Annotated in this window: 15 protein-coding genes; 9 read left to right on the plus strand and 6 right to left on the minus strand. The window is 41.0% G+C overall.

Annotated elements, in window-relative coordinates:
- Positions 1-6: 6 nt before the first annotated feature.
- Together ACMUMJ_RS14205 and ACMUMJ_RS14210 are read right to left on the minus strand one after the other, a co-directional pair.
- A complete protein-coding gene (locus ACMUMJ_RS14205) occupies positions 7-255 on the minus strand; it encodes a hypothetical protein (protein ID WP_414679511.1) in 249 nt (82 codons plus the stop codon).
- Between the two features lie 78 nt (positions 256-333).
- Positions 334-624: a 2Fe-2S iron-sulfur cluster-binding protein gene (locus ACMUMJ_RS14210; RefSeq protein WP_414679513.1), complete on the minus strand. Its 291-nt coding sequence runs from the start codon at positions 622-624 to the stop codon at positions 334-336.
- A 175-nt stretch (positions 625-799) separates the two neighbouring features.
- Between ACMUMJ_RS14210 and ACMUMJ_RS14215 the strand changes: the two genes are divergently transcribed.
- The 4 genes from ACMUMJ_RS14215 to glsB all read left to right on the plus strand — a co-directional run bounded on the left by ACMUMJ_RS14215 (position 800) and on the right by glsB (position 3,779).
- A complete protein-coding gene (locus ACMUMJ_RS14215; protein ID WP_414679514.1) occupies positions 800-1,690 on the plus strand; it encodes an AEC family transporter in 891 nt (296 codons plus the stop codon).
- 28 nt (positions 1,691-1,718) lie between these two features.
- On the plus strand, positions 1,719-2,318 hold the full coding sequence (locus tag ACMUMJ_RS14220) for a mechanosensitive ion channel family protein (protein WP_414679515.1): 600 nt from the start codon (positions 1,719-1,721) through the stop codon (positions 2,316-2,318).
- Positions 2,319-2,397: 79 nt separating this feature from the next.
- Entirely contained in the window at positions 2,398-2,673 is a 276-nt protein-coding gene (locus ACMUMJ_RS14225) for a hypothetical protein (protein ID WP_414679516.1), read from the plus strand.
- 197 nt (positions 2,674-2,870) lie between these two features.
- Entirely contained in the window at positions 2,871-3,779 is a 909-nt protein-coding gene (glsB, locus tag ACMUMJ_RS14230) for a glutaminase B (RefSeq protein WP_414679517.1), read from the plus strand.
- 236 nt (positions 3,780-4,015) lie between these two features.
- On the opposite strand, the gene ACMUMJ_RS14235 is transcribed toward glsB, so the two are convergent.
- From ACMUMJ_RS14235 to ACMUMJ_RS14245, 3 genes are read right to left on the minus strand one after another with little or no spacing between them, the layout of a single operon-like run.
- A complete protein-coding gene (locus ACMUMJ_RS14235) occupies positions 4,016-4,171 on the minus strand; it encodes a hypothetical protein (protein ID WP_414679518.1) in 156 nt (51 codons plus the stop codon).
- Positions 4,171-5,166, minus strand: coding sequence for a cytochrome d ubiquinol oxidase subunit II (cydB, locus tag ACMUMJ_RS14240; RefSeq protein WP_414679519.1), 996 nt, complete (start codon positions 5,164-5,166; stop codon positions 4,171-4,173). The genes ACMUMJ_RS14235 and cydB overlap by 1 nt, the downstream gene beginning before the upstream one ends.
- A complete protein-coding gene (locus ACMUMJ_RS14245; protein WP_414679520.1) occupies positions 5,166-6,575 on the minus strand; it encodes a cytochrome ubiquinol oxidase subunit I in 1,410 nt (469 codons plus the stop codon). The genes cydB and ACMUMJ_RS14245 overlap by 1 nt, the downstream gene beginning before the upstream one ends.
- A 363-nt stretch (positions 6,576-6,938) precedes the next feature.
- Between ACMUMJ_RS14245 and ACMUMJ_RS14250 the strand changes: the two genes are divergently transcribed.
- Entirely contained in the window at positions 6,939-8,852 is a 1,914-nt protein-coding gene (locus ACMUMJ_RS14250) for an ATP-binding protein (RefSeq protein ID WP_414679521.1), read from the plus strand.
- Between the two features lie 24 nt (positions 8,853-8,876).
- Complete coding sequence (locus tag ACMUMJ_RS14255) at positions 8,877-10,325, plus strand: sigma-54-dependent transcriptional regulator (RefSeq protein WP_414679522.1); 1,449 nt, start codon at positions 8,877-8,879, stop codon at positions 10,323-10,325.
- Positions 10,326-10,406: 81 nt separating this feature from the next.
- On the opposite strand, the gene xseA is transcribed toward ACMUMJ_RS14255, so the two are convergent.
- The gene (xseA, locus tag ACMUMJ_RS14260) at positions 10,407-11,741 is read right to left on the minus strand and encodes an exodeoxyribonuclease VII large subunit (RefSeq protein WP_414679523.1); all 1,335 of its coding nucleotides are present in this window, start codon (positions 11,739-11,741) and stop codon (positions 10,407-10,409) included.
- 94 nt (positions 11,742-11,835) lie between these two features.
- On the opposite strand from xseA, the gene guaB reads away from it, so the two are divergent.
- The 3 genes from guaB (at position 11,836) to sfsA (ending at position 15,783) form a co-directional block, all read left to right on the plus strand.
- On the plus strand, positions 11,836-13,305 hold the full coding sequence (gene guaB / locus ACMUMJ_RS14265; RefSeq protein ID WP_414679524.1) for an IMP dehydrogenase: 1,470 nt from the start codon (positions 11,836-11,838) through the stop codon (positions 13,303-13,305).
- 94 nt (positions 13,306-13,399) lie between these two features.
- On the plus strand, positions 13,400-14,977 hold the full coding sequence (guaA, locus tag ACMUMJ_RS14270) for a glutamine-hydrolyzing GMP synthase (protein ID WP_414679525.1): 1,578 nt from the start codon (positions 13,400-13,402) through the stop codon (positions 14,975-14,977).
- A gap of 92 nt (positions 14,978-15,069) precedes the next feature.
- The gene (sfsA, locus tag ACMUMJ_RS14275; protein ID WP_414679526.1) at positions 15,070-15,783 is read left to right on the plus strand and encodes a DNA/RNA nuclease SfsA; all 714 of its coding nucleotides are present in this window, start codon (positions 15,070-15,072) and stop codon (positions 15,781-15,783) included.
- Positions 15,784-15,950 lie beyond the last annotated feature (167 nt).

Here is a 15,950-nt window from a genome sequence, read left to right on the forward strand (position 1 = left end):
TAAACATTAAGTTGTATTACGGCTTTGCTTCATCGTAATTTTTTGAGCCGCAGACTTGGCTGCCAGTCTCCTTGGCTCAAGCATGATGATTTTTTGTTTTGCCAGCCATGGCTCGTTAAGTAGCGCAATAGGCACAAGCGTTGTTTTTCCCGCACCCGGAGCAGCTTCTAAGATAGCCGTATCCCGATGCGTTAATTGCTGCTTTAAGGATGGAATTACAGAATGGATCGGCAGTGTGCTGGAGTCGATTGTCATGAGAAGGTGTCGTCAAATTGAATGATCGTATAATACGTAGTTGAGGGATGCTTTGTAAGCGCTTGTAATGAAATAGCGTTATTTACGGGGAGATATTGCTCGAATAACGACATCACTTTTGCATCGAGCAATGCAAGGAAGTATGTGCCCCGTATCGATTTCTTTACTGTTTAATCCTCGTGGTACACGGCCATTATAGTCAACTTCACCTTCTACCAGTTGCATCAGACAAGTTCCGCATGCTCCATTGATGCAGGCTTTTTTCATTGGCAATGTGTTTTCTGATAACGCGTCTAATAGGGTTTTCTCAGGAGATATTTGAATCGTGCCTTGAGTGGAATTATTAAAAGAGTAAGTGCATTTATTCATTGTATTGCTACCTTAAAGAGAAGGCTACTTTACAAGGGAAACGGTAAAGCTCTTTAGAGTTTGGTTTGTTTACATGATTCGCCAGACGTTAAATCATACTTTAAGTGGCGCGTAAAAAGCGAACTGGTTACACTTCTTTTATTAATACTAACGAATATATGGACAAGAGGCTTCTTTGGACGTTACATCATCGCTTTACCTTAAAATATTTGAAACTGTGTTTCCGTTATTTGCCATCGTATTCGTTGGTTTTTTCTATGCTCGTGCTAGGCCAACGGACATGACTATTCCAAATAAGGTAAACATGAGCGTGTTTATTCCTGCCCTGGTTTTTTCTGTTATGGCGTCGAAGAACTTTCAAATTGCGGATTATCAAACATTAATTATAGCCAGTAGCGTGATCATCATCGGATCAGGTTTTCTCGTTTGGCCCGTATGCCGAGTGATGGGCATATCTGTGAAAACCTTATTGCCTCCAATGATGTTTAATAACAGTGGTAATTTGGGCATACCCTTATTGGTTCTGGCTTTTGGTGAGTCTGTTTTACCGATTGCGGTTATTTTATTTCTGACAGAAAACATATTGCATTTTACATTGGGCATGTACCTAATGAACCCCAGAACCAATCCCATGAATATTATAAAAATGCCTATGGTATTAGCGACTATTTTAGGCGTGATATGGAGTTTAAATGGCTGGCATTTGCCCATTGCCTTGAGTGTGCCCATTGATATGATAGGGCAAATTGCGATTCCATTGATGCTGTTTGCATTGGGTGTACGTATGACTCAGGTGGATCTGAAAAATTGGCGTATCGGTGTATTGGGAGCGATATTGTGTCCTCTAAGTGGATTGATTGTTTTATTTATTTGGAACCTGTTGTTTGCGTTACGCGCGGATTATTTTACTTATCTGTTGATTTTTGCCTGTTTACCGCCAGCTATTTTAAATTACATGGTAGCGGAATTGTATCAACAGGAGCCCCAAAAAGTGGCGTCGATTGTATTAATCGGGAATCTGTTTAGTTTATTAGTGGTTCCTTTGGTATTGTTCTTCGTATTATGAGTATCTGTTGATTGTGAATGAGGTTTCTATGCTGGATTTGGGAAATAATATGAAGATGCTGTTAGTCTGCTTTGTGTTGCTAGGGTACTTCATTGTTTCTCGTTTGATTCGATCGAGTATTCGGTTATTGGGTAAAAAGAAATCTGTGAGTGACATGAGGGTCAGTTACGTTAGCAAAATGCTGAATTTAGGACTGACAGGAACCGTTATTATTTTGGCTTGTTTGATTTTAGGAATTGAATACGGTCAGTTGACGGTGTTTTTCTCTTCAGTGTTTGCTGTTATGGGGGTGGCGTTATTTGCTCAATGGTCAATTTTAAGTAACATCACGGCGAGCTTATTGATCTTTTTTGGTTTTCCATACCGTATTGGTGATTGGATTAAAGTATGCGATAAGGATGAAGATATAACGGGTCATATTATTGAAATTTCTACCTTCCATGTGATTATTCAGCGCTTGGGTGGAGACATTATCACTTATCCAAATAGTCTAATATTGCAAAAAGCCGTCATTAAAATGTCGAGTCATAATGTTGAACTACTGAAGCAGTCTTACATTGCCAATGAGGGCGTTACGCTGTCTAATGAACCGACTAAACCATCTGGAGGCTCGGTTGGTCATGAATAGGGCTGGTTAAAAAATACACACAAACTTATGGGTACTTATGAGATACTAGTGCAACGATTATTTTAAATGAGGTGTGCTGGTGATTTCAGATCCAAAGGACTTGCTAAAAAAGAATGAGCAATTGATTCACTCTGATGCCAAAAGAGTGGTATCACATGTTCAACGTCAGAAAGGTGAGTGGATATTACACACTATCATGCTAGAAGATTGTGACGTTCCTTTTCGTTTTAAGCGGCAAAAAAAATATATGTCTCTTGATGGTTGTCGGGTGAATTTAACCTATTATGCGGATACCGAGTTAGTAGCGGGTATGTCCATGGAAATAATGAAGGTTGTTCGGATCAAGCGCACTTAGATTCATCAAAATGCTGCGCTCATCATGTCACTCTACTGTTTCTTCCTTTTTCTTAATATACCTGCATTACATATGTTTATTGCTAATTTATTGCAGTAAATATGTTCTATTGATTTGAGCTTGCTTTATACTTACGCGGAAAAATGCATGTCTTTTTAACACGCTAAGCAAAAGTATAATAAAAGTAGGTCATTCCATTGGATCAGATTCTAAAAGAAATTGTTAAGCAAGTCGCTCCACTCATTGGTACAGGTCAAGTAGCGAGTTATATTCCCGCGTTAAAAGAGGTAAACGCCAATCAGTTTGGTATTGCCATATACAGTAATATGGGTGAGCTGTTTGAAATTGGTGATACACGTGTGGAGTTTTCCATTCAGAGTATTTCCAAAGTTTTTAGTCTTACTTTGGCAATGAAACACTACGGCGAAACCATGTGGGACAGAGTGGGTCGAGAGCCTTCCGGTCAGCCTTTTAACTCATTGGTTCAACTTGAGTATGAATCTGGTATTCCTCGAAATCCCTTTATAAATGCTGGCGCTTTAGTCGTAAGCGATATGAATCAATCCCGTTTTGCTTCTCCTCAACATGCCATGCGAGAGTTTGTTCGACGTTTATCTGGGAATAAAAATATTCAATACGATCGTAGAGTAGCGGATTCAGAATTTGAGTTTCGAGCACGAAATGCATCGATGGCGTACTTAATGCAATCGTTTAAAAACTTTGATAACGATGTTGAACAAGTCTTGCGTAATTACTTTAATAACTGTGCGATTAAAATGAATTGTGTAGATTTGGCGAAGGCCTTTAGTTTTCTATCCAATCAAGGAAATTGTCCACACAGTGGCGAAAACGTATTAACAGGTCAAGAAACCAAACAAGTAAATGCGCTAATGGCGACAAGTGGCTTGTATGATGAAGCGGGTAACTTTGCGTATCGGGTGGGTTTACCAGGAAAAAGCGGTGTAGGTGGTGGTATTGTTGCCATTGTACCGGATCAATTTTCGGTTTGTGTTTGGTCTCCGGAGTTGAATAAAGCCGGTAATTCCCTAGCTGGTATGGCGGCATTAGAAGCCTTGTCAGCAAGTATTGGTTGGTCTGTTTTTTAATTGTTTAGAATGAAATTGAAATCACTTAAGCGTTGTGTGATGAATTTGTACAGCGTTGATAAAAAGCTTTTTTAGGGTCCGCTTTATAAGGCACGAGTGGCGTAAAACTGTTTTATTCTTTTTGCTCTAGCTGTTCGTAGCTCAATCGATAAGGGTTGATGATTTAAAAGCCCCTGCTTATTTAGGGCGTATTACAAGATAAGCAGGGGAAAGGCTGGAATCCATGTCGATATTTTTTATAAGAAGCTCATTAGCCCCTTTAAAAAATAAGCGCTGCTTGTTAATGCAATGAAACCTAAAATGTAAAGACCTAGAAACCACATCCACTGCTGAGAGGCTGTGCCTTTTTCATTGGAAAGAAGGTGCTTTTTGACCTTAGAGAAATTAATCATTAATACCCCTCCTGATAATCTTCAATTTTACCTGCGAAGACACGATATCCCCATAAGGTGTATCCGCAAATAAGAGGAATAAAAATACAAACCCCGTAGAGTAAAAATATCAAACTTGAGTCGGGTGCAGCGGCTTCCATAAATGTCAGTTGTCTTGGAATCAAGTAAGGGAACAAACTCACAATCAAACCAGCAAACCCTAATAGGAATAACCCCGCCACACACCAAAAAGGGCGGCTTTCAAATTTTGTATTACTCAAACTGCGCCATGTAATAACGCCCAAAACAATGCTCAAAATGGGAAGAGGGCTTAATAAAATAGGGTTCATACCATCAAGCCAACGATGACGAATGTCTGTTTGAGCAATGACAGTCCACAAACTAACGGCAAGCATAAAAAACACAATGACTAACAACAGGCGTTTTGCATAGCTTGATGCTCTTTGTTGTATTTCATTCCGACTTTTCATGTATAAATAACACGCTGCCAGCAAAGCATAGCCAGTTATAACAGCAAAGCCTGTTAATATTGAAAAGGGTGTTAGCCAAATCCAACTAGATGCCGTGATGGCATTTTCTGGTACACCTTGCACAAGCGACCCCAGTAAAATGCCCTGACAAAACGCGACAATGGTTGAGCCTGCACTAAATGCAATGTCCCACCAAGGTTTTGATCGGTCAGATTTAAAGCGATATTCAAAAGCAACGCCACGAAATATCAATGCAAACAACATGATCATTATTGGCAAATAAAACATGGATAAAATGCTGGCGTAAGCAGCAGGAAAGGCCGCAAATAAAATAACGCCACCAAATACCAACCATGTTTCGTTACCATCCCAAACATGAGAAATAGAACGCATTAAATGGTCGCGTTGATCTTGTTCTTCGAACCATGGAAACAAGATGCCAATACCCAGGTCAAACCCATCAAGTAAAACATACATAAAGATGGCAAAACCCAGAATGAGGAAGTAAAAAAAGGCTAAGTCCATTACTTGTCTCCTTGTTCAGATTTGTTTAGGGTTTTTACCCAAGCTAAGGCATACCCCGGCGCTTTCATACCAATCATTTGCTTTTCTAGTGCTTCCATACTTGGAGGGCCTTTTTTAATGAGTTTGCGCATAAAGTAAAGATACACACCAAATAACAAGGTATAGATGATCACAAATAAAGTCAGTGAAAAGAGCACTCTTTCTGGAGGTAGGGGCGACACAACATCGATGGTCCTTACTAACCCCTGAACAAGCCAAGGCTGGCGTCCAATCTCTACAACATACCAACCAGCGAGTACCGCAATCACACCTGTTGGGGTGAATAGAGTGACAATGAAAAGAAATACCTTGTTGCTATACAGTGCGCCTTTTCGTCTTAAAATAAGTGCAAACAGAGCAATGCCAATCATGCCAAAACCAATGCCAACCATCACTCTGAATGACCAGAAGACAAGAGGAACGTTTGGACGATCTTCCGGTGGAACCGATTTAAGCCCTTGTACCGCGCCATCCCATGAATGCGTCAGAATCAGGCTTCCTAAATTGGGGATGCCGATCTCTGCATGGTTTTTTTCTGCTTCCATATCGGGCAATGCGAATAAAAGTAATGGCACATTTTTTTCTTCAGCGGGCCATATACCCTCCATAGCCGCCAATTTTATAGGTTGATGCTCTTGTACATTTAAGCCGTGCAAATCGCCAATATAGGCTTGTAACGGAGTGAGTATAAGGGCAATCCACATACACATGGACAATCCTTTTTTCGCCATGTTTTGATGTTGTTTCTTTAATAAGTAACAAGCACATACACCTGCAACAACAAATGTTGCAGTGATAAAGCTGGCTGTAAGCATGTGAGTAAAGCGATAAGGCATTGAAGGGTTAAATATGACGTCAAACCAACTGGCGACTTCAAATTTTCCGTCAACAATAATGTGACCCGCAGGTGTGTGCATCCATGAATTTGCAACGATGATCCAAAAAGCCGATATCCAAGTTCCTAAAGTGACGACAAGAGTGGAGATGTAATGCATTTTTGGACTGACTCGCTGCCAACCAAATAGCATAACTCCGAGGAAACCCGCTTCAAGAAAGAATGCGGTTAGCACTTCGTATGCCATTAATGGGCCTAATACAGCACCGGTCAACTCGGAAAAAACCGAAAAATTTGTGCCAAATTCATAAGACAAAACAATGCCTGAGACAACCCCCATACCAAAGGTAATCGCAAAGGGTTTTATCCAAAACTTAGCTAATTGAAGGTAATACGGATTATGGGTTTTGAGCCATAACCCCTCCCAAATCGCAATTAACGTGGCTAATCCAATCGTGATGCTTGGGAAAATAATGTGAAAGCTAACAGTAAAAGCAAATTGGACTCGAGATAAAATGGCAACATCTAGTTCCATAGTATGACCTGCTTATTAAGTGAAACGGTAACGTATGACATGTAGAAATACAGCTCTTTTTTATGACTTCTTATTTCGAATGGCGGCAACAAGGTTAGGTAAAAGTGCTAAGCAGACAATGCTGCTAATTGTGATGACTTCCATCAGTAAAATGTCGTTGTTCATAGTGGATTACCCTGTAAGTAAGAAAAGCTTGAGTTGGATCAATTTTTGTATACACACTAAAAGCAAAACTTAGGCCAAACTCCAAAATGGTTCTAATCGACTGAATTTAAAGGTTTTTAATTTTTTCTGACAAAGTGTGTAAACTTGGTTTACGCTTAATCCACAATTGATTTTTTGACTGTCAACGAGGTTTACATATTGTCTCTGTCGTTTTTTTTTGAAATTGCTATGCTAATGACCAGCGCTATTGGTTGTTTAGTCGCTGGGTGGATCGTGTGGCGAGCACGACAGCAGCGAGATTTACAAGCGTTATCTGGCTTTGCCATTATGATGGCGATTTGGTGTTTGGGGCACAGTGCTTTATTCCATGATTTTTCTGATTTGGGAGTTCAACTGATTTTAGCGAACCCTTTAATGCCAACTTTTTTCCTGCATTTTTCAACCGCGTTTGTAAAAACGGGTATTACGTCTCCTACATGGTTATCTCTTCTGTATAAGCGTCTTCCTTGGGTTTATGTTGTCAGTACTTCTGTTGTGCTACTAAGTTGGTTTGTTGATGCTGGCGGAGTAAGTTCATCAGAAACAATGGAGGTATTTTTTGTTTTTACGGACTCGGGGTGGTTTAACTTAATTTATACCGTCTTTATTGGTGTGTTCGCCCATGCGGTTTTGCTCTTTGGTTGGCGTAAGCACAAAGGTAATAAGAAGCGATCCATTTTGGTTATTTTTGGTGTGGCGGCTTGGGGACTCACATTGGCGACTAGCTTTGTGTTCCCTTCTTTTGGTATTAATTGGTTTCCTTACCCTATGCTGCTGTTGCCTTCGTACCTTTTACTGCTCGTGTATGCCGTATTGCGTTATAAAATTCTATCCGTCAATGCGTTTGCCAATAGGGCTTTGCTTTGGTTGGCTATGATGATTGTTGTGTTATGCGTGATGGCTTTGGTCAGTGTGGTTTCAGGGCGCTTGGGTTTGCAGGCATTAGCAAATGTTCCTAGTTGGCAATTATGGCTTTACTCAATGGTTATTTTGCTAGTGGGGACCTTTACTTATTCTCCGTTAAATCGTTTGGTTGCGCGTTTAGTTTACCCTGGTACAGAGTTGAGTGAATCGGCGCTTGAGTCTTGGTCAAACTTACTTAAAGAGTCAACAGATTGGCATGAGTTAGTGAACACTGGAGAAGGGATATTAGGGCAACAGTTAGGCCAAAAAGTCATTGTGACCATTAATGCCGATGACGTATTTAGTGAACAGGAAAAAGATAATTTTGATTCTTTTTGTGATAATAACGTGCCTGAAATGTGGGTTTATAAAACATCGTCGGGTTGGTTGTTTGTTTTACACGGTTGGGAAGAGGCAAGCCCAGGGCAGAGATTGACGGCGGAAGTGTTTGGTTCATTGTTTTCAACACAATGTGGGTTGTTGGAGCAGTCTTTAGTGTTAGCGGAGACAGAGAGAAAACGATTGGGTGAGCGCCACTTGGTAGAACTAGGTGGTTTGTCTGTGGCAATGGCGCATGAATTACGCAATCCTCTAAATATTATTTCGATAGCAGCTCATAGCACGACACCAGAAACGAAACGTCATATACAAACCCAACTCACAAGAGCAGATCGTCTTATTCAAGATATGTTGATTTATTCCGGTAAGTTGACCATACAAAAAAACACATTAGTAGTTGCACCTCTGATCCACGCGGTTGTGCAGCAAATGGATATGAAAGGCATCGATTGCACAATTAATGTCGATTCAATGTTAAAAATTGAAGTGGATACACATCGGTTTCAACAAGTTATCGTTAATTTGTTAGACAATGCGGTGGCTTTTTTGCGTAATGAAAATGACAGTCGTTTATTGGTGGAGGCGCTATTAAGCGAGGACGATCAAGCTATGATGCTGCGGGTTCATAACAATGGACCTGCGTTAAATAAAGACCTAACGGATGAAACGCTTTTTCGACCCTTTGTTACTCGGCGCTCTGGCGGGAGTGGATTGGGGTTGGCGATAGTGAAACGCATTATGGATGCACATAAAGGAAGCATTCATCATAGAACTGATTTGGGCTGGCCAGTAACATTTGAACTGACTTTTCCTCATATACAGCAACTTTAGAAGGTGTGAAAAGAGAGTAATACTATGGCGCTTGGTAAAATTTTACTGATAGACGATGAACCTGCGTTCTGCGAACTGGCTTCTTTATGGCTGACTAATAGTGGGTACGAAGTGATGACAGCAGGGCAAATAGATAAAGCGCTGACTTTGTTAAAGAGATTCAATGCAGACCTTGTGTTGCTGGACTTATCATTGCCTCCTGAATTTAGTCCGCAACTAACCTTATCTAAACTGCCTGAATTTGGTAGTCGCCCCGTTATTATCATTACTGGACACGCCGATCGGGAATTAGCACTAGAAGCGATTTCTCAAGGAGCATGGGATTTTATAGCAAAGCCTATTGATCCTGATTTACTTGAGGTTGTTGTAAAGCGTGCTGTAAGTAAACGCTTCTTGGAAAAAGAGCTTAAACAGATAAAGCAACAGGTTAAGCAAGAAAAGGATGCCAGTGCCTTTATTGGTTGTTCTAGTAATGCGTTACAAGTTCGAGCGTTAATCGAACGTATTGCACCAACGGATGTAAGAGTGTTGGTGACTGGGCCATCAGGCACTGGAAAAGAAGTGATCTCGCGTACGCTACATTCGCTGAGTTTACGGGCGGATAAGCCTTTTGTTTCTGTGCATTGTGGGGCGATTCCGGCTGATTTGTTGGAAAGCGAATTGTTTGGTTACACGAAAGGCGCCTTTACTGGAGCAGATAAAGATAAAAAGGGGCTATTGTCTCTGGCAAATAATGGCACTCTATTTCTAGATGAAATAGGTGAAATGCCGCTTCCAATGCAAGTTAAGTTATTAAGGGTGTTGCAGGAAGGAACCTATTTTCCCATTGGTGGAAGAGTAGAGCAGCACATTGATGTTCGCGTTATTTCGGCAACCAATGCTGACCTTGTTACGAAAATAGAGGAAGGCGAGTTTAGGGAGGATTTATATTATCGAATAAAAGGCGTTAATATTGAAACTCAGCCTTTAAGCCAACGGTTGGAAGATGTTTCAGTATTGGTGCCTAATTTTTTACAGCAGCTTTCAAAAAGTCATAAACAAACGTATTTTTTATCTAGCGATGCATTTAATTGGTTTCGATTACAGCCGTGGCCGGGTAATGTGAGAGAGTTGAAAAATGCGTTAGACAGTGTGGTGTCTATTGCGCGTGACGGGGAAGTGACCCTATCGGATATTGCTTTGTTGTATCCTAACGCACCTGTTACAGCGGGGGAAGGAATGGCAAATAATGCATCACTTGAAGACGCAAGTTTTATTGAAGAAAGTGAGAATGTTTTTAACGTTAAAAAAACAGCGGCTGCGGTAGACTTAACACAGACAATGGAGCAACAAGTAAAGCAATTAGAAATACAGTTGATTTATTGTGCATTAGAGCAAAGTCAAGGAAACCGCAGCCAAGCGGCACGTCAGCTCGGCTTATCAAGGCAAGGATTATTGAAAAAAATAGAACGTTACGAGTTAGACGTTCATTAATGCATGATTCGTTCAGGCGTTTTAAGTAACACGGCCGCCTATGTCAAGAAGGCCACTGTGTTGTTAAAGTATCTTTTCTTGTTACTTCACTTCGCATTCCATTATGCCGTCTTCGATCCTAACGTGGATGGCATCGCCTTTTGTTACATCATTGATCGATCGGATAACATGCTTGTCTTTCGTGGGAATGGCATAGCCACGAGACAATATGTTTAAAGGACTCACTAAATTGAGCTTCTCCATAATGTTGATAAAGCGTTGCTGTTGATTCGTTAGGTTCTGTTGCAATGCTTTTCCAAGTCTATTTTGATATTGATCAAGCTGTGCTTTGTTTTGAGATAAGGTTTTCTGTGGTGAGGTATACTCAAGCCTCTGAGAAAGGTGATTGACGTTGGTGTTCTGTTTTTCTAGAGTCAGTCTAATCGATTGAATTAAGCGTTGAGTCAGTTGATTGAGTTGTTGGTCTTGTTGTTCAAGGCGTTCTTTAGGGTGACGAATGGCTTTTATTAAGAAATCAAGACGTTGTTGGTGTTGTTGAATTTGTTGTTCAATACGATGCTCGAGGGCATCACTTTGATGTAGACAACGTTCAATTAGCGTGTTTTGGTCTGGGCTTAATAATTCCGCTGCTGCTGTGGGGGTGGGGGCCCTCGTATCGGCGACAAAGTCACAAATGGTGAAGTCTGTCTCATGCCCGACCGCTGAAATAATGGGTGTATTGGCTGAAAAAATAGCTCTGGCTAATGCCTCGTCATTGAAACTCCATAAGTCCTCTAAAGATCCACCACCTCGACCAATAATGATAGCGTCGAAGTAATTGTTGGAATCAGCGCGATGCAATTGTTTGATTAAGTTCTCAACGCTGCCATTCCCTTGAACCGTGGAAGGGAAGAGTGTTAATTCGGTCAGAGGAAAACGGCGTTTAAACGTTGTTACTATGTCTCGAATAACGGCCCCTGTGGAAGAGGTGATTAAAGCGACTCTTTCAGGCATTTTAGGCAATGCTTTTTTTGTTGAAGAATTAAATAACCCTTCACTTTTTAAGCTAGCTTTGAGTCGTTCGAAAGCCATTTGTAGTGCGCCTTCTCCTGCGGACTCCATTGATTCAACAGAAAGTTGGCAATCACCTCTAGGCCCATAAAAAGTGACTTTTGCTCGAAGTCTAACCATGTCTCCTTCTTTTGGCTTGAAGCGAACCAAATTATTTTTGTTTTTAAACATAGTACAACGAATCTGAGACTTGTCATCTTTTAATGAAAAGTACCAATGCCCTGAGTTTGGACGGGCAAGATTGGAAATTTCTCCCTCTACTAAAATCCACGGTAAACTTGCTTCAAGTAGTTGTTGTATTTGCCGATTTAAACTGGATACAGTGAAGGCAGTTTCTTTTATTGTGGGAGTTGTAAAATAATTCATCAATCTCTCGTACTTTTGATTTACCGATGGGGACTATTCAGATAGAATTACTTGCCATCTTAAACCCTCTAGTTGGCATTGGAAACACCTCATTATGTTACGAATTGCGCAAGAAGCTTTAACGTTTGACGACGTATTGCTTATCCCTGGCTATTCTGAAGTCCTTCCGAAGGACGTTAGCCTAAAAACTCGTATAACCAAAGACATAGAACTGAATTTGCCACTTGTATCAGCTGCAATGGATACGGTTACTGAATACCGTATGGCGATTGCGTTGGCTCAAGAAGGAGGCATCGGTTTTATTCACAAAAACCTTACTGTTGAAGAGCAGGCTGCTGAAGTCCGTCGCGTAAAAAAATACGAATCTGGCATTGTTCGTGATCCCGTGACTATTTCACCAACGGCCTCTGTTCGTGAATTGGTTCAACTAACAACAAGCTATAATATTTCAGGAGTTCCTGTTGTAGAAGGCGAAAAACTTGTAGGTATAGTGACCAGTCGTGATGTACGTTTTGTGAAGAACTTTGAAAAAACAGTTGCTGATATTATGACACCAAAAGATCGTTTAGTGACGGTTCTTGAAGGTGCCTCATCTGGTTCGGTTCGTAAGTTATTACACGAACATCGTATCGAAAAAGTTCTTGTTGTAAACGATGATTTTGAATTGTGTGGTATGCATACAGTAACTGATATTGATAAAGCAACGGCATACCCTAATGCGTGTAAAGATTCTGAGGGCCGACTTCGTGTTGGTGCAGCCGTCGGAACGGGTGCCGATACATCTGATCGAGTGGCTGCTTTGGTTGACGCAGGCGTGGATGTTATTGTTGTTGATACTGCTCATGGACATTCTAAAGGCGTTATTGATCGTGTTCGTTGGGTGAAAGAAAACTTCCCTCAAGTTCAAGTTATTGGTGGAAACATAGCGACGGCAGACGCGGCAATTGCATTAGCAAAAGCAGGTGCTGATGGCGTAAAAGTGGGTATTGGCCCAGGTTCTATCTGTACTACTCGTATTATTTCTGGTGTTGGTGTTCCACAAATTACTGCCGTGGGTAACGTTGCTGAAGCGATGGCTGAATACGGTGTTCCTGTTATTGCGGATGGCGGAATTCGCTTTTCTGGCGATATAGCAAAAGCCATTTCTGCTGGTGCAAGTGCCATCATGGTTGGTGGCTTGATGGCGGGTACGGATGAAGCACCGGGTGAAATCGTTTTGTATCAAGGTCGTTCATTTAAGTCTTATCGTGGTATGGGGTCTTTGGGGGCTATGGCCCAGTCTCAAGGTTCAAGTGATCGTTACTTCCAAGATGCAAGCAGCGGTGTAGAAAAACTGGTTCCTGAAGGTATTGAAGGCCGTGTTCCTTGTAAGGGACCTATGGTTACGGTTGTGCACCAATTAATGGGCGGTGTTCGTTCTTCAATGGGGTATACTGGATCAGCAAGTATTGATGATATGCGCACCAAAACTCAATTCTCTAGAATTACGGGTGCAGGGATGCGTGAAAGTCATGTACATGATGTTACGATTACAAAAGAAGCGCCAAACTATCATGCGGGTTAACCCTCAATAGTATGTATGATTTCAGATGGGGCTTATTTGCCCCATCTTTTTTATTGATTAGCCCGATGATAAAGGGCAAAGGACAGGCTGAATAATGTCGCAAAATATCCACGCTCATAAAATTCTGATTCTTGATTTTGGTTCTCAATATACGCAATTAATTGCACGTCGTGTACGTGAAATTGGCGTGTATTGTGAGGTTCGTGCTTTTGATATGGATGATCAGGAAGTCAAAGATTTTAACCCTAAAGGTATTATCTTAGCTGGTGGTCCTGAGTCCGTGCCTGAGCCAGGTTCCCCTCGTGCACCTGACTCGGTATTTACGTTAGGTGTTCCTGTTTTAGGTATTTGCTATGGTATGCAAACCATGGCAGGGCAAATGGGCGGAAAGGTTGCTGCTTCTGATGTTCGTGAATTTGGATATGCGCAAATTCGTTCTCATGATAATTCCTCTTTATTTGGTGGTATTGAAGATCATATTGCGAACAATGGCGTGCCTCTGCTTGATGTGTGGATGAGTCATGGTGATAAAGTTACAGAGATGCCTGAAGGCTTTTCTTTAATGGCGTCTACAGAAAGTTGCCCTATTGCGGGCATGGTTCACGAAGCCAAAAAATTCTACGGTGTTCAATTCCACCCAGAAGTCACTCATACAAAACAAGGCGGTCGTATTTTATCTCGCTTTGTTGAAGAAATCTGTGCTTGTGACACTTTATGGACTCCAGCCAACATTGCGAAAGATGCAATTGATCGTATGCGTGATGAGATCGGTGACAAGCAGGTTTTACTAGCGCTTTCTGGTGGTGTTGATTCCTCTGTGGTTGCTGCTTTATTGCACAAGGCTGTTGGTTCTCAATTAACGTGTGTGTTTGTTGATAATGGTTTGTTACGCCTAAATGAAGGTGATCAAGTTATGGCTATGTTTGCTGAAAACATGGGTGTAAAAGTGATCAGGGTTGATGCGGAAGATCTATTCTTGGGTTGTTTGAAGGGAGAAGCAGATCCTGAGAAGAAGCGTAAAATTATTGGTAATACCTTCATTGAAATCTTCGATGAAGAGTCTTCTAAGTTAAACGAAGTCGAGTTTTTAGCTCAGGGCACGATTTATCCTGATGTTATTGAGTCTGCAGCGTCTAAAACAGGTAAAGCTCACGTTATAAAATCGCATCATAATGTTGGTGGTTTGCCAGAAGATATGAAAATGTCTTTGATTGAGCCTTTACGTGAATTGTTTAAAGATGAAGTTCGTAAGCTTGGCTTGGAACTTGGTTTGCCGTATGACATGGTTTATCGCCACCCGTTCCCTGGGCCGGGTTTAGGTGTGCGTATTTTAGGTGAAGTAAAAAAAGAATACGCAGACACTCTTCGTCGCGCGGATGCTATCTTTATAGAAGAGCTGCGTAATGCTGGTTATTATGAAAAAACTAGCCAAGCGTTTGCGGTATTTCTTCCTGTTAAATCGGTTGGTGTTGTTGGTGATGGTCGTCGTTATGAGTATGTTGTTGCATTGCGTGCTGTTGAAACAATTGATTTCATGACTGCGCGTTGGGCTCATCTTCCTTATGACCTGTTGGAAACGGTTTCAAGCCGAATTATTAATGAAATCGAAAATATCTCACGTGTTACCTATGATGTTTCCTCGAAGCCTCCTGCAACGATTGAGTGGGAATAAAAAAGCGGATTAATCTACGCATTATTAAAATAACTATTGTAAAAAGCCGCATTTTTTTGCGGTTTTTTTATTCATTGAAAAAGGTGTTTAAAGTGGAATTTGTAAATGCTTTAGTTGAAGCAAGGCTAATTAAGCGATACAAACGCTTTCTTGCGGATGTTCAGTTAGGTGATGGTTCTGTAATAACTGTGCATTGTCCAAATACGGGGTCAATGAAGCGTTGTCAGCAAGAGAGTGCGAGAGTTTGGATTTCAAAAAGCGGTAACCTCAAAAGGAAGTATGCTTATACATGGGAATTAGTAGAAGTTGATCAGACTCATCTTGCATGCATAAATACGGGACTCCCTAATAAATTGGTTAAAGAAGCAATTGATCTTGGTATTATTCAGGAGCTTCAGGGGTATGATTTCCATAAGTCAGAAGTTAAATACGGTGGGAATAGTCGGATTGATTGGTTGCTGTCTTCATCGAAAGATATGAAAGAAAATTTGTGCTTCGTAGAGGTTAAAAATGTCACTTTATTAGAAGAAGATGGAAGGGGGTACTTTCCAGATGCTATAACTGAAAGAGGCAAGAAGCATTTATATGAGCTGGCTTCTATGGTAAATCAAGGTCATAGAGCTGTTTTGCTCTTTTGTGCAAGTCATACGGGCATTGATGATGTTCGGCCCGCTTCATCAATTGACCCTAGCTATGCAGAGGCGTTAAAAGAAGTTGTCGCTTTAGGGGTGGAAGTGATTGCCTATAAGGCCGAAATTAATGAAAAAGACATTAAAATAGTACAAAAAATAGATGTTTTTTTGTGATTGTTACTGAATTATTAATGTGTTGAAGTTTTTTGTAAAAAAATCATGAAAAGGGTTGCACTAAATCTGTAGATCCTTAATATACGCCCTCGCTGACACGGACAAGCACTCAGAACAACGAGTCACAGTCCAACAAGAAGAAAAAACATCGTTTTGATTTTACTTTC

Source organism: Marinomonas phycocola (genome assembly GCF_047525455.1).
In the GTDB taxonomy this organism is placed as follows: Bacteria; Pseudomonadota; Gammaproteobacteria; order Pseudomonadales; family Marinomonadaceae; genus Marinomonas.